This is a genomic window from Brevibacterium moorei, assembly GCF_024580735.1.
Lineage (GTDB): Bacteria > Actinomycetota > Actinomycetes > Actinomycetales > Brevibacteriaceae > Brevibacterium > Brevibacterium moorei.
Window position 1 is genome coordinate 102,061 of sequence record NZ_JANIJX010000001.1, and the last position, 17,855, is coordinate 119,915.

The following is a 17,855-nucleotide window of genomic DNA, read 5'->3' on the forward strand; positions in this document are numbered from 1 at the left end:
AGGTGTTCGGGTATCAGGCGTCTTTGGCGATGAGCGCCAAGAACATTCCATCGGTGCCGTGGAGGTGCGGCCATAGTTGGGCGGCCCTGCCGCCTGCCAGGGACGCTGAGGCGAATTCGCCGGCTGCGGCACCTGTGACCCGGGCCAGGACATCGGCCGCGTCGAGCAGTCGGGCGCCGGGCAGGACGCGCAGGGCGTCTTCGAGTACGACGGTGGTCTCCGCCGCGTGCGGGGAGCAGGTGGAATAGGCCACGACTCCCCCGACGGCGGTGGCCTCCCAAGCGGCTTCCAGCAGTTCCCGCTGCAGGGGCCCCAGCCCGGCGATATCGGCCGGCCGCCGCCGCCAGCGGGCCTCGGGACGCCGGCGCAGAGCGCCCAGTCCCGTGCACGGCGCGTCGACGAGCACGCGGGCGAACTCGCCTGGGTGCTTGCGGGCGAACTCGCGTCCGTCGGCGTTGACGGTCTTGACGGTCCCGCGCAGCGCGCGGGTGGAATCGCGGACGAGTTCGGCCCTGTGCTTGGAGGCATCGGAGGCGACGACGACGCGGCCGAGCTCGGCGGCCCGCGACCCGATCACCGAGGTCTTGCCGCCGGGGCCGGCACACATGTCGTACCAGCTGGCCCCTGCGGTATCCGCCGGGGCGGGCGCCGCCAGCAGTGCCAGGGCGACCAGCTGGGACCCCTCGTCCTGGACCCGTGCAGTCCCCTCCGCGACCTCGGGGACATCGAGCGGGTTGCCGTGGGACAGTTCAACTCCCAGGGGGCTCAGCCGGGTGGGTGTCCCGACCCTGCGAGCCAGCTCGGCGCGGTCGGCGAGCCCGGGTAGGGCGACGAGGTCGACGGCCGCCGGCGCATTGTCCGCAGCCAGCAGCTCGGCGAGTTCGGCCCGGTCCCTGCCGTGGGCGTGCAGAGCCTGCCGCAGTGCTCGGACGATCCAGGCCGGATGAGAGTATTCCAGGGCCAGGCGACCCATCTCGTCGAGCGAGGTGGATACCAGTGTCAGCCAGTCCTCGCGGGTGCGTTCGCTCACCCGGCGCAGTACCGCGTTGACGATGCCGGTGGCCCTGGGCAGGCGTCGTTTGACGATTGCCACGGTTTCCCCGACCGCCGCGTGGTCGGCGATCCGCATGCTCAGGATCTGGTGGGCACCCAGCCGCAGTGCGGTGCGCACAACGGGTTCCATGGAGCTCATGGTGCGTCCGGCCGCGGATTCGATCACGGCGTCGTAGAAGCCCTGGCCCCGCAGGGTACCGTAGGTCAATTCGGTGGCCAGAGCGGCGTCGGCCGGGCTGAGTCGGGCGTGTTTGAGACGGCGCGGCAGCAGCAGATTGGCATAGGCGTCTTCCTTCTCCACCTCGATGAGGACGTCCCAGGCCACGGTCCGCGCGTCTGCCACGGCCGTCCGGCGGGTCGTCCCGCCTCCGCGGAGGGCGGTTGTGTGATTCCTATTGTTCATCGGCTGCTCTCCTGCTGTGCGGTGGTCCAGTCCGTGGCGGCGAATCTGGCATGGGGATGGCCCCGGAGGAAGTCCGCGGCGGCCATCATCGGCTTCCCGAAGGGCTGGACGCGCTGCACTCGCAGGCTGCCGTCCGCGGTGCCGATGAGCAGCGCCGAACCGTCCGGGGCGGTCTCCCCCGGTGCCAGCCCGCTTGTGGGAGCACACGAGGCGCCGGCGAGTTTCGTCTTCTTGCCCTCAAGCAGGCACCAGGCCCCCGGTGCCGGCGTCACCCCGCGGGCGCGGGCGGCCAGCGCCGATGCGGGCTCGCCCAGGTTGAGGTAGCCGTCGGCCTGGGTCAGTTTGGGCGCCTGGCTGCCGTCGGCCGGCTGTGGCCGGAACCGTGCGGTTCCGGCGGCCAGCTCGTCGAAGGCGCGCACCAGCAGCCCGGCACCGCGCTCGGCGAAGTCCGCCAGGGCCTCCCCTGCGGTCATGGTGCCCAGGGGGTACTCTTCCTGGGCGATGATGTCGCCTGTGTCCAGGCCCGCATCGAGTCGGAACACGGTCGCCCCGGACGTGCTCAGACCGTCCATGATGGCCCGCTGCACGGGGGCGGCGCCCCGGTAGTCCGGCAAAAGCGAGAAATGCAGGTTGAACCAGCCGCCGGGGACCGCCGCCAGGGAGCGCGGACCGGCCAGCGCGCCATAGGCGACCACTGCCACCGCATCCACGGCCAGGGCTGCGATGTCCTCGATGATCTCCCAGCGCAGCCTGTCCGCTTCCAAGACGGTCAGGCCGGCTTCCACAGCGGCGGCCTTGACCGGGCTGGGGGTGAGCACGCGTTTGCGGCCCACCGGTTTGTCCGGTCGGGTCAGCACGGCCACGACTTCGTGGCGCGAGCCCACCAGGGCCTGCAAGGACGGGACAGCGGCTTCGGGGGTTCCGGCGAACAGGATTCTCACCCTGGGATTCTATCGTGGAGGTTCCGAGCCCGGTTCCCGCGCCCCGTTTTCACAGGGCGTCGGGGGCGTCCACCCTGACGCCGGGGAGTTCGGCTCTGGCCAGTGACCTGCTGGAGATCCATGCGGCTGCCGCCTCGGTCAGCGCCGGTGCCTCGACCAGGCTCATCCCCAGTGTCAGCCCGGGCGGGTCGAAGTCGTTGAGTAGTACCGTCGGTTCCCCATAGCGGCGCAATTCGGCCAGCAGCGCCTCGCAGGCCTCACGGGACCCGGAGATCCGCATGGTGCGCACCGCCGGGGGCAGACCCAGCCCGCTGCGCTGCGTGGCCTCGTGCGCGGCCCACTCGACGGGTTCGTAGCGGGTCAGGACCCGCAGCAGGTTCGGGTCGTCGTCGAGTACCAGGGCCCGACCGCCCAGGTGGGCACCGCGCACCAGGGACAGGGCCCGCATCCGCCTGGCGATGGCCCGGTCGGCCGAGCGCAGGCTGGGGCCCGGCCACAGGGAGTCCAGCAGTACCGCTGCCGCATAACCGTCCTCGACGTAGGGCTCGGCACCGGTGGTTGCGACCACGATGACGCGGTCGGGGTCGATGCGGGCCAGGACGGCTCCCCCGCCCGAGGCCAGCACCCGGGTTCCGGGGAAGGCCCTGCCCAGTTGCCGGCGCACGGCGTCGAGGCCGTGGACGACGCTGCGCAGCCGGGTGCCGCCACAGTTGGCACAGCGCATCCGGTCTGCACGGAAACCGCACGCGCGGCAGGCGAACGGCCCGCCCGGCCCCGCTGCGGCCAGGGGCCGTGAGCAGGCGGGGCAGCGGATGATTTCATAGCAGGTGTCGCAGGCGACGACCGGGGCGTATCCCACGCGTGGGACCTGGACGAGGACGGGACCGACGGCCTCCCGGTGGCGGCCCCCCGCAAGGGCCGCCCGGGTGATCTCGAAAGCGCGTTCGGGCAGATTGCTGAAGTCGGCCAGGGACCTGGCCGGGGGCGGCTGGAACACCAGGGGCGCCTGGCTGCGCCGCAGATCGCGCGGCGTGTGCACGTCTCCTATCCACCCTGTCGATACCAGTTGGGCCACTGCGACCGAGCGGGAGTAGTCCAGGAACAGCAGGGCACAACCGGCTGCGCGGACGCGTTCGAGCACGATGGCGCGGGCATGGGGGTATGGGGCGCGCTGCTCCTGGTAGGAGTCGTTGTCGTCGTCGAAGCAGATGATCAGGCCCAGGTCGGACAGCGGGGCGAAGGCCGCGGTCCTGGTGCCGATGACCAACCTGGTCCGGCCGGTCAGTGCGCTGACCCAGGCCGACCAGCGTGCATGGGGGCCCTGTTCGGCGGTGAGCACACAGTGGATCCCGCCCAGGCCAGCCAGATGGCGTTCGAGTTCGGCGAGCTCCCTGGCATCGGGCACCAGCCACAGGACGCTGCGGCCGGCGGCCAGGACGGTCTGTGCGGCCTGCAGACCCGCCCTGGCCCAGCCCGTTCCCGGTGTGGCCCCCGGCATCACGCAATAGGCCGCACGCGGGCCGGCGCCGGCAGCCGGCTGGGCCGTATCCCCGTTCGCCGGGGCGCCGGAGGCCGGACCGACATAGGCTTCGAGGGCCTCGAGGTAATCCTCCCAAGCCGGCGGCGCCGGATCGGGATGGGACAGTGCCGCCGCCGATTCCCGCTCCTCCAAAGCGGTGCAGGCGCTCCGCAGGGCTTCCTCGTCAACCCCTTCCGGGCGGGCCAGGACCGCTTTCTCCGCTGCCGCGTGGCGTGGCGGAATGGCCAGGCGCAACACATCGGGCAGGGTCCCGGCGTAGCGGGTGGCGATCGCCCTGGTCAGCGCCAGCAGGTCCTCGCGCAGGACCGGCAGGGCCGAGACGACGCGCTGCAGCGGTGCCAGTTCGCCGACATGTTCGGTCGTCGCCACCCTGGCCAGGATGAAGCCGGAGACCAGGCGCCCTGCGAAGCGCACCCGCACCCGGACCCCTGGCCGGGCCTCGGCGTCGAACTGTGCGGGTACGCCGTAGTCGAAGGCGTGGGCCAGGTGCGGGTGGACCGTCTCCACCAGCACCCGGGCGACGGGATTCGTGGCCGCCGGCTGCACCGCCCCGCGTAGCTTCGGCGGCTGCGGGCCGAGCAGCTCCGAGACCTCCTCTATCGGATCTGCCTGGTCACCCAGCCTCAGTTGTTCGGACACGCCCGCAGTCTATCCGTAGGGCACTGACACGGGGCCGGGGCCCCAGCCCCGTGTCAGTGCGCGGCCGACAGCCCACAGAATGCCGCGAGACGCACGGCGCGGTCGGTGCGTTCCCAGGTGAAGCCGGGCAGTTCACGACCGAAATGCCCGTAGCTGGCCGTGCGCCGGTAGATCGGTCGTTTCAGATCGAGGGCCTTGATGATCGCCGCAGGGCGCAGGTCGAATTCGTGCTCGATCGCAGCGGTGATGGTGGCCACCGGAACGTGTTCGGTGCCGAAGGCCTCCACATAGAGCCCCACCGGCTCTGCCTTGCCGATGGCGTAGGCCACCTGTACTTCGACCCGATCGGCCAGGCCTGCGGCGACCACGTTCTTGGCCACCCAGCGCATCGCATAGGCTCCCGACCGGTCGACCTTCGAAGGGTCCTTACCGGAGAAGGCGCCACCGCCGTGCCTGGCGTATCCGCCGTAGGTGTCGACGATGATCTTCCGGCCCGTCAGGCCGGCGTCACCCATCGGACCACCGACGATGAAGCGGCCCGATGGGTTGATGAGGTATTTCGTTTCGGCCAGGTCCAGGCCCGACTCCGCCAGCAGCGGATCGATCACATGCGTGCGGACGTCCCTGGCCAGTTGGGCCTGGGTGACGTCGGGCGAATGCTGCGTCGACAGGACGACGGTGTCCACGGTCACCGGTGTGTCGCCGTCGTAGCCGATGGTCACCTGGGTCTTGCCGTCGGGCCGCAGATAGGGCAGTGTGCCGTTCTTGCGCACTTCGGTCAGGCGTTCGGACAGCCGGTGGGCCAGATGGATGGGCAGCGGCATGAGTTCGGGCGTGGAGTTGTCGGCGTAGCCGAACATCAGGCCCTGATCCCCCGCGCCCAGGCGGGCGTTCTCATCGTCTGTATCATCGCCGAGCCGGTGTTCCAATGAGGTCGTGACCCCGTCGGAGATATCGCTCGACTGGGAGCCGATGGACACGGAGACGCCGCAGCTGTGACCGTCGAAACCCTTTTCGGAGGAGTCGTAGCCGATCTCGGTGATGATCCCGCGCACCAGGGAAGCGACATCCGCATACCCCTCGGTGGTCACCTCGCCGGCCACGTGCACGAGTCCCGTGGTGACCATCGTCTCAACGGCGACGCGGGCGTCGGGGTCCTGTGCCAGCAGGGCGTCGAGCACGGCATCGGAGATCTGATCGCAGATCTTATCGGGATGGCCCTCGGTGACGGATTCCGAGGTGAAGAGTCGTAGGTTATTCGCAGTCACGGAACTGAAGTCTATCCGGTCACCGTGGGACACACGGCGGAAACGACTTCCTGTGCAACGTTGAGTTTGTCACCGCTGAAGTGGCCCAGTTCGACGGGCTGGCCCGCTTCCCCCTGGCCGAAGAGCACGACTGAGTTGCCGTCGGTTCCGAATGCGCGGCCTGCCGAAACGTCGTTGAACACCAGGAAGTCGGCACCCTTGCGCAGGAACTTCCGCCTGGCGTATTCGAGCGCCGAAACCTCGGCGGATCCGGTTTCGGCGGCGAAGCCGATGATCTTCTGGTCAAGGCCGGCAGCGGTCTTGGCGGCGACGAGTTCGCGCAGCACATCGGGATTCTGCACCAGTCGCAGGGTCAGCCCGTCGTCGCCGTCCTTCTTCATCTTGTGCTCGGCCCGGGTGGCGGGCCGGTAGTCGGCCACCGCGGCGGCCATGATGAGCAGGTCGGACCCGGATTGGGAGTCCAACATCGCGCTGCGCAGTTCGGCAGTCGATTCGACCGGCGTCACGCCGATGTCATCGGGCAGTTCGGCCAGCAGGGCCGCGTCGATGTTCGCGGCCACGAGTTCGACCGCGGCACCGGCCGCCCGGGCTGCGCGTGCAAAGGCGATACCCTGCTTGCCCGAGGATCTGTTGCCGAGGAACCGCACGGGATCCAGCGCCTCACGGGTACCGCCGGCGCTGACGAGGACCCGCCGACCGCTCAGCACGCCGGGCGCGTCCTGCCCGCCGGCGGCGGCCAGGGCGAACTCCACAATGTCCGCCGGCTCCGGCAGCCGACCGGGACCGGAGTCCTTGCCGGTGAGCCTGCCGGAGGCGGGGTCGAGCACGTGCACGCCGCGTGAGCGCAGCACTGCCACATTGTCCACCGTCGCCGGATTGAGCCACATCTCCGTGTGCATGGCCGGTGCCAGCACCACCGGGGCCCGGGTCGCCAGCAATGTGGCGGTGAGCAGATCGTCGGCCCGTCCGGCCCTGATTCTGGCCAGCAGGTCGGCGGTGGCGGGGGCGATCAACACGAGGTCGGCGTCTTGTCCGATCCTCACGTGCTCGACCTCGTCGACCCGCACGAACACGGAGGTCGCCACGGGATGGCCACTGAGTGCCTCCCAGGTGGCGGCGCCGACGAATTCGAGCGCATTGGCCGTCGGAACGACACGGACGCTGTGACCGGCCTCTGTGAGATCACGGAGCACCTGACACGCCTTGTAGGCGGCGATTCCGCCGCCTACGCCGAGCACGATTTTCATCTCAGCGTGAGGCTTCTCACGGCTGTTCGAAGTCGGGGAGGTCGTCGATGCCGACTTCCGGGACCTCGGGGACGACCGGGGCGGCGAAGTCGGCCTCAGTGGCCTCCCGCATCTGCACCTTGCCCTCGTCGATCTCGCGCAGCGCGATCGACAACGGCTTCTCATTGGGTTCCGGGGTGACCAGCGGACCGACGTTCTCCAGCATGCCGTCCTGCAGCTGGGCGTAGTAGGCATTGATCTGGCGGGCACGACGCGAGGATTCGATCACGAGTTCGTACTTCGAGTCCACCCGCTTGAGCAGATCGTCGATCGGCGGATTGGTTACGCCCTCAGGCTGAACAGACACTCATTCTCCATCTTCAAGTTGTGTTGCGCGCTCCCGCTGGTTCGGGATACCCATCAATTCTACTAGTTCGCGAGCGGCAGTGGAAACATCGTGGTTGACGATGGTGTGATCGAACTCGGATTCAGCTGCCAATTCGGTCTGCGCCGTTTCCAGGCGCCTGGCCCGTTCCTCCGGGCCCTCCGTACCACGGCCCACCAGCCGACGGACGAGTTCGTCCCAGCTGGGCGGGGCGAGGAAGACATACCGCGCATCGGGGCGCCGCAGTTTGACCTGCCTGGCGCCCTGCAAATCGATCTCCAACAGGGGCGAACGGCCCTGTGCCAGTGCCTCGTCCAGTGGCGCAGAGGGCGTCCCATAGCGGTTGCGCCCGTGCACCGTCGCATACTCCAACAGTCCACCGTCGGCGATCATCCGGTCGAACTCCTCATCGGAGACGAACCAGTAGTGGACACCGTCGACCTCACCGGGCCGGGGGTCGCGGGTCGTCGCCGAGACCGAAAAGTACACCTCGGGGAAATGTTCCCTGATATAGGCGCTCACGGTACCCTTGCCCACTGCGGTGGGCCCTGCCAGGACTGTCAGTCTGTTATCCACTACTCGCCGAATTTCTCCAATAGTGCTGCCTTCTGATGTTTGCCCAGACCACGCAACCGGCGGGACTGGGCGATCCCCACTTCTTCCATGAGGACCACCGCACGGCGATCGCCCACTCCGGGAAGGGAACGCAGAAGATCGTACACCCGCATCTTCGACAGCGCGTCATCGCCGCCGGCCCGCCCGAGCACTTCGCCCAGGCGCAGCCTGCCCGACTTCAGATCCGTCTTGACATCGGCCCGTGCCTGGCGGGCGGCGAAGGCCTTGTCGAGGGCGGCTCTGCGCTGTTCATCGGTGAGGGGTGCAAGTGCCATGTCAGTCCTTCATTGGATCGGGGAATAGCGGGGATAGCGCCATCCTAAGCCAACGAAGCGCTCACTTGTGCAATCCGGTCCACAATGCGGGCCGGCTCCGGACCAGCCTGCGAGACACCGCGCGAGACGTTGACGAGCACCCGGCCCTCCTTCCAGGAACGGCCGAAGACCTCGTCGAGTTCTGCCGGGCCGGCTCCCTGGGCGCCCACTCCGGGGCTGAGGATCGGTCCGTTGAACTCCCCCAAGTCGATGTCCAGCCGGCGCGCGGCCGAACCGATGGTCGCACCGACCACCAGGCCGAACTGCGCCCGACCCGACTTCTCGTTCTCCGCATGGACCCTGGCCACCACCTCGGCCGCCACGGAGGCGCCCGAGGCAGTACGGGCGTGCTGGAATACCTCCGCCCGCGGGTTCGAGGTCAGGGCGAGCACGAACAGGCCTGCACCCGTCTCCCTGGCCACGGCGAAGGCCGGTTCCAGGGAGTCCATGCCCAGATAGGGCGAGACCGTCAGTGCATCGCAGGCCAACGGAGCTCCCTGGCGCAGATAGGCATCCGCGTAGCCGGCCATCGTCGAACCGATATCGCCGCGTTTGGCGTCGAGCACGCTGAGCATCCCGGCCGCCCGGATCCTGGCCTGGATCCGCTCGAGCTCGGCGATCCCGGCGGAGCCGAAGCGTTCGAACAGCGCCGACTGCGGTTTGAGCAGGCCAACGCGCCCGATGCAAGCGTCCACCAGGACGTCGGCGAAGGCCCCGGCCCCGGCCGCGGTGTCCGGCAGCCCCCAAGCGGCCAGGGAGGCCGGGTGGGGATCGATCCCCACACACAGCGGCGAGGCAGCCACGGCCGCGGGCCAGGCCGCGGCGAAATCGATATCGGTCATCTCAGTTGAAGCCCCAATCCTGCAGGGACCGCACGTCGAAGTCGCCCGCCTGGGAGGCCTCGATCGCGGTGACCGCTGCGGAGAACTCCGCGACGGTCGTCATCAGCGGCAGGGCCGCCGCGACGGCGGCCGCACGGATCTCGTAGCCGTCGGCGCGCTCCGCCCGGCCGGCCGGCACATTGACAACGAGGTCGATCTGGCCCTCCTCGATCTCATCGAGGATCGTCCGCTCGGCCTCACCTGCATCGTGCCACTTGGCCAGCGTCTGACTCGGAATGCCATAGCGGGAGAGCACCGCGGCGGTGCCGGAGGTGGCGACGATCTCGAAGCTCATGTCGACCAGCTGTTTGACCGGCAGCACCGTCGAGCGCTTCTCCCGGTCCGCCACGGAGACGAACACGCGGCCACTGGTCGGCAACTTGGAGCTGGCAGCCAGCTGGCCCTTGGCGAAGGCGACGGGGAAGGTCGGGGCAATGCCCATGACCTCACCGGTCGAGCGCATCTCCGGCCCCAGGATCGAGTCGACGACCTTACCGTCGACCGTGCGGAACCGGCGGAAGGGCAGGACCGCCTCCTTCACCGAGATCGGGTGGTCCAGCGGCAGGTGCGAACCATCGGATTCGACGGCCAGCACAGTACCCCGCAGATCGGCGATCGAGCCGCCGATCGCGATGAGTGCCGCGGCCTTCGCCAGCGGATGCCCGGTGGACTTCGAGACGAAGGGCACCGTGCGCGAGGCACGCGGATTCGCCTCGATGACGTAGAGGACGTCGGCTGCCACGGCGAACTGGATGTTGAGCAGACCGCGCACCCCCGTGCCCTCCGCGATGACCCGGGTGGCGTGCCGCACGCGTTCGAGCACGTGCTCCCCCAGGGTGATCGAGGGCAGGGTGCACGAGGAGTCGCCGGAGTGGATGCCGGCTTCCTCGATGTGCTCCATGATGCCGCCGATGTAGAGGTCGGTGCCGTCGAACAGGGCGTCCACGTCGATCTCGATCGCGTCCTCGAGGAACCGGTCGACCAGCACGGGCCGATCGGCCGAGACCTCGGTGGCCGACTCCATATACGACTTCAGCTGCTCGGTCGAGTAGACGATTTGCATACCGCGCCCACCGAGCACATAGGAGGGGCGCACCAGCACGGGATAGCCGATCTCCAGGGCGATCCGCTCCGCCTGGGCATAGGTCGTGGCAGTGCCGTGCTTGGGCGCCAGCAGTCCGCCCTCGTCGAGCACCCGGCCGAATTCTCCGCGGTCCTCGGCCAGGTCGATGGCCTCGGGCTGAGTGCCCAGCACCGTCACACCCGCGGCCTTGAGCCGGGAGGCCAGACCCAGCGGGGTCTGCCCGCCCAGGGTGCACACGATGCCGGCGACGGGCCCTGCCTGCGACTCCGCGTGGTAGACCTCCATCACGTCCTCGAAGGTCAGCGGTTCGAAGTACAGGCGGTCGGCGGTGTCGTAGTCGGTCGACACGGTCTCCGGATTGCAGTTGACCATGATCGTCTCATAGCCCGCATCCCGCAGTGCCATGGTGGCGTGGACACAGGAGTAGTCGAACTCGATGCCCTGCCCGATCCGGTTGGGTCCCGAACCCAGGATGATGACGGCCTCGTGCTCGCGCGGGGCGACCTCGCTGGTGGCGTCATAGCTGGAGTAGTGATAGGGCGTGTGGGCGGCGAACTCGCCGGCGCAGGTGTCGACGGACTTGAACACCGGGCGCAGACCCAGCGCATGGCGCACCCCGGTGACCACCGCTTCGTCCAGATTGCGCAGGGCGGCGATCTGCCGGTCAGAGAAACCGTGGTTCTTGCCCAGCTCGATGACCTCGCGGGTCAGTTCGTCCGCCTGTGCGATTTCGCCGGCGACCTCGTTGATCAACTGGATCTGGTCGAGGAACCACGGGTCGATATCACAGGCCTCATGAACCTCGGGCACCGTCATGCCGGAGAGCAGTGCGCGCTGCACCGTCTGGATGCGGGTCGTCGTCGAATGTCCCAGCTTGCGCACGACATCGGCGCGCACCGCGGGATCTGCCAGGTCGAAGCGGATGTCGAAGCGGAACTCCGAGCCCTTCTGCTCAAGAGAGCGCTGGGCCTTCTGGAAGGCCGTGGTGAAGTTGCGCCCCAGGGCCATCGCCTCGCCAACGGACTTCATGGTCGTCGTCAGCGTCTCATCGGCTGCGGGGAACTTCTCGAAGGCGAAGCGCGGGATCTTCACCACGACGTAGTCCAGGGTCGGCTCGAAGCTGGCCGGGGTGACCTCGGTGATGTCGTTCTTGACCTCGTCGAGCGTATAGCCGACTGCCAGGCGGGCCGCGATCTTGGCGATCGGGTAACCCGTGGCCTTCGACGCCAGGGCCGATGAACGGGAGACCCTGGGGTTCATCTCGATGACGACGATGCGGCCCGTGTCCGGGTCGATCGCGTACTGGATGTTGCAGCCGCCGGTGTCGACGCCGACCTCGCGGATGACGGCGATACCGATATCGCGCAGTTTCTGGTATTCGCGGTCCGTCAGGGTCAGTGCCGGGGCGACCGTCATGGAGTCGCCGGTGTGCACGCCGACGGGGTCGATGTTCTCGATCGAGCAGATGACGACCACATTGTCATTGCGGTCGCGCATGAGTTCGAGCTCGTATTCCTTCCACCCCAGGATGCTCTCTTCGAGCAGCACTTCGGTGGTCAGGGAGTCGTGCAGGCCGTCGCCGGCGATCCGGCGCAGATCGGATTCGTTGTAGGCCATGCCCGAGCCCAGACCGCCCATGGTGAAGGACGGCCGGACCACCATCGGATACCCCAGATCACCGGCGGCCGCCAGGCAGTCCTCCATGGTGTGGCAGATGCGCGAACGGGCGACCTCGGCGCCGATGCCCTCGACGATCTCCTTGAACTTCTGCCGGTCCTCGCCGCGGTTGATCGCGTCGACGTCGGCGCCGATGAGTTCGACGTCGTACTTTTCCAAAGTGCCGGCTTCGAACAGGTTGATCGCAGCGTTGAGCGCGGTCTGGCCGCCGAGCGTGGGCAGCAGGGCGTCGGGCCGCTCCTTGGCGATGATCTTCTCGATCACCTCGGGGTCGATCGGCTCGACATAGGTCGCATCGGCGACTTCCGGGTCCGTCATGATCGTGGCGGGATTGGAGTTGACCAGGATAACGCGCAGGCCCTCCTGTTTGAGGACGCGGCACGCCTGGGTTCCGGAGTAGTCGAACTCGCAGGCCTGGCCGATGACGATGGGCCCGGAGCCGATCACCATGACCGAGTGCAGATCTTTACGAATGGGCAAGAAAAAACTCCTTATTCGGCCGCGGTCTTGGCGGTGGTGGTCATGAGGTCGACGAAGCGGTCGAACAGGCCGCGCGAATCGTGCGGGCCGGCCGCGGACTCGGGGTGGAACTGGACCGAGAAGGCCGGGATGTCAAGGCAGCGCAGGCCCTCCACCACATCGTCGTTGAGCCCGATGTGGCTGACCTCGACCCGCCCGAAATCGGCGTTCGCCGGTGCGGTGACGACCTCGTGCAGGGGCGCGTCGACCGCGAAGCCGTGGTTCTGTGCGGTGATCTCGACGCGCCCGGTGGCGGTGTCGAGCACCGGCTGGTTGACGCCGCGGTGGCCGAAGCGCAATTTGTAGGTGCCGAAGCCCAGGGCCCTGCCCAGCAGCTGGTTGCCGAAGCAGATGCCGAAGAACGGGATACGATGGGCCAGCACCTCGGTCAGCACCTCGATCTGCGCGGTGGCCGTCTCCGGGTCACCGGGTCCGTTGGAGAAGAACACCCCGTCGGGGCCCAGCTCCTGCAGCTTCTCGAAGGGGTAGTCCGCCGGCACCACGTGGACCTCGATGCCGCGTTCTGCCAGCTGCTGCGGGGTCATGGCCTTGATCCCGAGGTCGTAGGCCGCGACCGTGAACTTCTTGGGTCCCACCGCTTCGACGATGTACGGCTCGTCGGTGGAGACCTCGTCGGCCAGCTGAGCGCCGGTCATCGCCGGGGTCTCGCGCACGATCGTGAGCAGCTCGCCGACCGGGCGGCCGGCGTCCTCACCCGAGAAGATGCCGACGCGCATCGCGCCGGCCTCGCGCAGGTGCAGGGTCAGTGCGCGGGTGTCGACATCCTGGATCCCGACGATGTCCAGCCTGCGCAGCCGGGCCTCGAGGTCCTCGGTGGCGCGCCAGTTCGAAGAGATCCGGGCGGCATCACGTACGACGTAACCGGCGACCCAGTACTTCAGCGATTCGTCGTCGACGTCGTTGACCCCGGTGTTGCCGATGTGCGGAGCAGTCTGCACGACCACCTGTCGGTGGTAGGACGGATCGGTCAGCGTCTCCTGATAACCGGTCATCGCGGTGACGAAGACGGCCTCGCCCAGCCCACGGCCGGTAGCGCCATAGGCGTGTCCGGCGAACGTCGTGCCGTCCTCTAAGACGAGGATTGCCTTGGGGCGGTCCAATAAGCTCATGCGTGATGTCCAATCAGTTCGTCTACCGCGGCGATCGCGGGCTTGGTCTGTGCGTGTTCCCTGGGCCGGAAACCGGTGTCGACACGGGTCCCTCCCAGATTCCAGCGGATGATGATGAGGCCGTCGCGCTCGACGAATTTGCCGATCATGCCCGATCCGGCATGTGCCTGTTCCACGGCGGCCGCGGGGATGAAGATGTCATCGGCGCCCTCGCGCTCGATCGCCACGCCCTGGTCGCCGACGAACAGGGCACCGTTCGTCCGCACCCCCAGGGCGTGCACATTGATCCGCTCCAGGTTCTCCCCCGCGTGTGTGGTGGCGACGTACATGCCGGGCACCGGGGTCAGCTCGGCGGTGTAGCCGGCCGGCGGCGCAGCCGGCGCTGCGATCCCCGCCTGCCGGTGCTGCCGACCCCGCCAGCCCCAGTACATGAGGCCGAAGACGCCGACGACGACGATCAGGATGACGATGCTCGGGGTCAGGCGATCCATGCGCCGTCCCCGGCAGCCGGATGCGGCTGTGCCAACTGCCCGTCGGCGACGACCCTGGTCCCGTAGAGGAAGGTGTCGACGATCCGGGTGGAGACCTCCACGCCCTTGAACGGATTGTTCCGGCCCAGCGTCGCGTGGCCGGCCGGATCGATCCGGTGCGGGGCCCGCGGATCCACCAGAACAAGGTTGGCGGGCTGCCCGACGGCCAGTGAACCGTGCGCGGTGAGACCGGTGATCTGGGCCGGCCGGGTACTCATCACCCTGGCGACGTCCTCCCAGCCGAAGTCGTAGTCGGCCATGGCCTCGACCACGATCGGCAGAGCGGTCTCCATCCCGACCATGCCCATCGCCGCGGCGGTCCATTCCGAACACTTGTGTTCGGCCGGATGCGGTGCGTGGTCGGTGCCGATCACGTCGATCGTCCCATCGGCCAAGCCGGCGCGCACGGCATCGACATCGCGTTGGGTGCGCAGTGGCGGGTTGACCTTGTAGACGGGGTCATAGCTGCGAACCAGCTCATCGGTCAGCATCAGGTGGTGCGGGGTGACCTCCGCGGTCACCCGCACCCCGCGGGCCTTGGCCCAGCGGACGATGTCCACGGACCCGGCGGTCGAGAGGTGGCAGACGTGCAGGCGGGAACCGACGTGTTCGGCCAGCAGGACGTCGCGGGCGATGATCGCCTCCTCCGCCACCGCGGGCCACCCCGGCAGGCCCAGCTCGGCAGAGACGACGCCCTCGTTCATCTGCGCGTCCTCCGTCAGCCGGGGATCCTGGGAGTGCTGGGCGATGATCCCGTCGAAGGACTTCACGTATTCCAGCGCGCGGCGCATCAGCTGGGAGTCCGAAACGCACTTGCCGTCATCGGAGAACATCCGCACCTGTGCCGCGCTCGCGGCCATGGCGCCGAGTTCGGCCAGCTGGGCGCCGTCCTGGCCCAGTGTTACAGCGCCCACCGGACGGACCTCCGTGAACCCGGCGGAGCGGCCCAGCCGCCATACCTGTTCGACCACCCCGGCGGAATCGGCGACCGGCTGGGTGTTGGCCATCGCGTGGACGGCCGTGTAGCCGCCGCGTGCGGCGGACTGCGAGCCGGTCAGCACGGTCTCAGCGTCTTCCTTGCCCGGCTCGCGCAGATGCGTGTGCATGTCGACCAGGCCGGGCAGGGCGACCAGGCCGGCCGCCTCGACGACGGTATCGGCCGATTTCGAGGCCTCGGGCGTCGGTTCGCTCAGGCGGCCGTCGACGATCAAGAGATCACGTGCGGCGCCTCCGAGTACGGACGCACCGCGGATCAGTGTGCTGCTCATGCGTGTGGCTCCTCCATCGGGTTGACGACTGCGGCGGGGTCGGGGCCCCGGCCGGTCAGAAGTTTGTACAGTGCCGCCATGCGCACGGACACGCCGTTGGCGACCTGGTCGCGCACCACCGCGCGGGGCGAGTCGGCTGCCACTGCGCAGATCTCGAATCCCCGGTTCATGGGCCCGGGGTGCATAATCGCCGTGTGTTCCCCCAGGTCGGCGTACCGGCTCGGGGTCAGACCCCACATCCGCGAATATTCGCGCGGGTTGGGGAAGAACGCCGCGTGCATGCGCTCCAGCTGGACGCGCAGCATCATCACCGCGTCGAAATCACGTTCGGCCAGCGCCTGGTCGAAGTCGTAGTAGATCTCGACGGGCCAGGATTCCACGCCCCAGGGCAGCAAGGTGGGCGGGGCGATGAGGGTTACTCGGGCCCCCAGGGTGACCAGCAGGTGCACATTCGAGCGGGCGACACGCGAATGCAGAACGTCGCCGACGATCGCGATCCTGGCACCGGCCAGGTCGGTTCCCCGCGTCCCGGACCCTGCGGACAACGGCCCGGAGGCCGGCGCGCCGGTCAGGACGCGGCGCAGGGTGAAGGAGTCCAGTAGTGCCTGGGTGGGGTGTTCATGCGTACCGTCACCTGCGTTGAGGATGGGCAGGTCGATCCAGTCGCTGGCCGCCAGCCGGTGCGGGGCGCCGGATCCGGGGTGGCGGATGACAACTGCGTCTGCACCGATCGCGGCGAGCGTCTGCGCGGTGTCCTGCAGGCTCTCGCCCTTGGACACCGAGGAGCCCTTGGCCGAGAAGTTGATGACATCGGCGGAGAGCCGTTTGGCGGCGGCTTCGAAGGACATCCGCGTGCGGGTCGAGTCCTCGTAGAACAGGTTGACCACTGTGCGGCCGCGCAGTACGGGAAGTTTCTTGATCTCACGGGCCTGGGCGGCAGACATCTCCTCGGCGATGTCGAGCAGTTCGACGGCCTCGGCGCGGCTGAGATCTTTGGTCGACAGCAGATGACGCATCAGGCGGCACCCCCTGTGATGATCACCGAATCGGCTCCGTCGATCTCCTGTAGGGTCACCGAGACCCGTTCGTCGGTCGAGGTCGGCAGGTTCTTGCCCACGTGATCGGCGCGGATCGGCAGGGCCCGGTGGCCGCGGTCGACCAGGACCGCCAGGCGCACCGCGGCTGGCCGACCGATATCGGTCAGGGCGTCGAGTGCCGCGCGGATGGTCCTGCCGGAGTAGAGCACGTCGTCGACCAGGACGACTGTGCGACCGTCGATGCTCCCGGGGATCGAGGTGGGTTCGGGGGCGCGCAGCCGGCCCGTGCGCAGATCGTCACGATACATCGTGACGTCGAGGCTGCCGACGAGTTCGGTGGCTTCCACCGTGGGCTCGATCTGGGCGATCCGCTCGGCCAGCCGGTGGGCCAGCGGGACCCCGCGGGTGGGGATTCCCAGGATCAGCAGGCCCTGGGCACCCTTGTTGTTTTCCACGATTTCGTGGGCGATGCGTGTGATGGCCCGCGAGATCTCGGTCTCGTCGAGCACGGTTCGTGTGCGCATGCGTCCCCCTTCTCCGCCTCACGGGACGGTGCTTAAAGGAGTAGATACGCCTCTACTATAGCGAGGTCCCGGTGTGCCCGGGGCATCCCCGGACACACGTGTGTCCGATCCCATAGCCCAGCGCCACTGGGAGGGGGCTCAAGGACGCAGCAGCTCGGCCGCGTCCGGCAGCGAGGCCACCACCCGATGTGCTCCGGCGGCACGCAGATCCGCCCCGGAGAAAACCGTGGACAGACCGATCACGTAGCCGCCGGCGGCGACGCCGGCCTTAACGCCCGAGGGAGAGTCCTCCAGGACCGCGAACCGTCGACTGGGCGGGTCGAAGGAGGCCGCGGCCGCACGATAGACATCCGGAGCCGGCTTCGGCTGCGGCATGTCCATCCCGCTGAACACATGGGCCGCATGGAACACCTCGTCCAGGGCCGTCCGACGCAATTGCATATCGAGTTTGCCCCGCGGGGAGTTCGAAGCCACCCCGACCCTCCCCTTGAACCGGCGCAGGGCCGCGGCGAGCATCCCCGCCACGCCGTGCATGGGACTCAGCCGCGCGGCCAGCTCGGCATCGCGGCGGGCCCGGTAGGTTTCAACCCAGGAGGCGTCCGGCCGGTCTCCCTGCGCTGCGAAGTGCTCGGTGACGATCTTCACGGTGTCGGGCAGAGCGTGTCCGACGAAGGTCCGGTGTGCCTGGTCCTGGCTCATCGCCCAGCCCAGCTCACCGATCACCTCCCTGAGCACCTCATTGGCGATGGTCTCCGAATCGACCAGCACTCCATCGCAGTCGAAGACCATCGCATCGCAGTCGCGCAGTTCGACCATGGCGG

The 17,855-nt window shown here is 68.4% G+C and carries 16 protein-coding genes; all 16 read right to left on the reverse strand.

Annotated elements, in window-relative coordinates; all coding sequences use genetic code 11:
* Positions 1-13: 13 nt before the first annotated feature.
* Positions 14-1,456, reverse strand: coding sequence for an RsmB/NOP family class I SAM-dependent RNA methyltransferase (locus NQ034_RS00480; protein WP_257046430.1), 1,443 nt, complete (start codon positions 1,454-1,456; stop codon positions 14-16).
* The gene (locus NQ034_RS00485) at positions 1,453-2,397 is read right to left on the reverse strand and encodes a methionyl-tRNA formyltransferase (protein WP_257046431.1); all 945 of its coding nucleotides are present in this window, start codon (positions 2,395-2,397) and stop codon (positions 1,453-1,455) included. Before NQ034_RS00485 ends, NQ034_RS00480 begins: the two co-directional genes overlap by 4 nt.
* Positions 2,398-2,446: 49 nt before the next feature.
* Positions 2,447-4,576, reverse strand: a complete 2,130-nt coding sequence (locus tag NQ034_RS00490) for a primosomal protein N' family DNA-binding protein (protein ID WP_257046432.1) — start codon at positions 4,574-4,576, stop codon at positions 2,447-2,449.
* A 53-nt stretch (positions 4,577-4,629) separates the two neighbouring features.
* Positions 4,630-5,844: a methionine adenosyltransferase gene (gene metK, locus NQ034_RS00495; RefSeq protein ID WP_257046433.1), complete on the reverse strand. Its 1,215-nt coding sequence runs from the start codon at positions 5,842-5,844 to the stop codon at positions 4,630-4,632.
* Between the two features lie 11 nt (positions 5,845-5,855).
* Positions 5,856-7,091 (reverse strand): bifunctional phosphopantothenoylcysteine decarboxylase/phosphopantothenate--cysteine ligase CoaBC, encoded by a 1,236-nt coding sequence (coaBC, locus tag NQ034_RS00500; protein ID WP_257046434.1) that lies wholly within the window; start codon positions 7,089-7,091, stop codon positions 5,856-5,858.
* Positions 7,092-7,107: 16 nt separating this feature from the next.
* Positions 7,108-7,437 carry a DNA-directed RNA polymerase subunit omega gene (rpoZ, locus tag NQ034_RS00505; protein ID WP_257046435.1) on the reverse strand — a complete coding sequence of 110 codons (330 nt, stop codon included), beginning with the start codon at positions 7,435-7,437 and terminating at the stop codon, positions 7,108-7,110.
* On the reverse strand, positions 7,438-8,031 hold the full coding sequence (gene gmk / locus NQ034_RS00510) for a guanylate kinase (RefSeq protein WP_257046436.1): 594 nt from the start codon (positions 8,029-8,031) through the stop codon (positions 7,438-7,440).
* Positions 8,031-8,345, reverse strand: coding sequence for an integration host factor, actinobacterial type (gene mihF / locus NQ034_RS00515; protein ID WP_257046437.1), 315 nt, complete (start codon positions 8,343-8,345; stop codon positions 8,031-8,033). Before mihF ends, gmk begins: the two co-directional genes overlap by 1 nt.
* Positions 8,346-8,389: 44 nt before the next feature.
* Positions 8,390-9,226 carry an orotidine-5'-phosphate decarboxylase gene (gene pyrF, locus NQ034_RS00520; protein WP_257046438.1) on the reverse strand — a complete coding sequence of 279 codons (837 nt, stop codon included), beginning with the start codon at positions 9,224-9,226 and terminating at the stop codon, positions 8,390-8,392.
* A 1-nt stretch (position 9,227) separates the two neighbouring features.
* Positions 9,228-12,506, reverse strand: coding sequence for a carbamoyl-phosphate synthase large subunit (gene carB, locus NQ034_RS00525; protein ID WP_257046439.1), 3,279 nt, complete (start codon positions 12,504-12,506; stop codon positions 9,228-9,230).
* An 11-nt stretch (positions 12,507-12,517) separates the two neighbouring features.
* A complete protein-coding gene (gene carA / locus NQ034_RS00530; protein ID WP_257046440.1) occupies positions 12,518-13,675 on the reverse strand; it encodes a glutamine-hydrolyzing carbamoyl-phosphate synthase small subunit in 1,158 nt (385 codons plus the stop codon).
* Positions 13,672-14,166: a PH-like domain-containing protein gene (locus tag NQ034_RS00535; RefSeq protein ID WP_257046441.1), complete on the reverse strand. Its 495-nt coding sequence runs from the start codon at positions 14,164-14,166 to the stop codon at positions 13,672-13,674. Before NQ034_RS00535 ends, carA begins: the two co-directional genes overlap by 4 nt.
* A complete protein-coding gene (locus NQ034_RS00540; protein ID WP_257046442.1) occupies positions 14,154-15,473 on the reverse strand; it encodes a dihydroorotase in 1,320 nt (439 codons plus the stop codon). Before NQ034_RS00540 ends, NQ034_RS00535 begins: the two co-directional genes overlap by 13 nt.
* A complete protein-coding gene (locus NQ034_RS00545; protein ID WP_257046443.1) occupies positions 15,470-16,489 on the reverse strand; it encodes an aspartate carbamoyltransferase catalytic subunit in 1,020 nt (339 codons plus the stop codon). The genes NQ034_RS00540 and NQ034_RS00545 overlap by 4 nt, the downstream gene beginning before the upstream one ends.
* Positions 16,489-17,034: a bifunctional pyr operon transcriptional regulator/uracil phosphoribosyltransferase PyrR gene (gene pyrR / locus NQ034_RS00550; protein WP_257046444.1), complete on the reverse strand. Its 546-nt coding sequence runs from the start codon at positions 17,032-17,034 to the stop codon at positions 16,489-16,491. Before pyrR ends, NQ034_RS00545 begins: the two co-directional genes overlap by 1 nt.
* 138 nt (positions 17,035-17,172) lie before the next feature.
* Positions 17,173-17,850, reverse strand: coding sequence for an HAD family hydrolase (locus NQ034_RS00555; protein ID WP_257046445.1), 678 nt, complete (start codon positions 17,848-17,850; stop codon positions 17,173-17,175).
* Between the last annotated feature and the right edge of the window lie 5 nt (positions 17,851-17,855).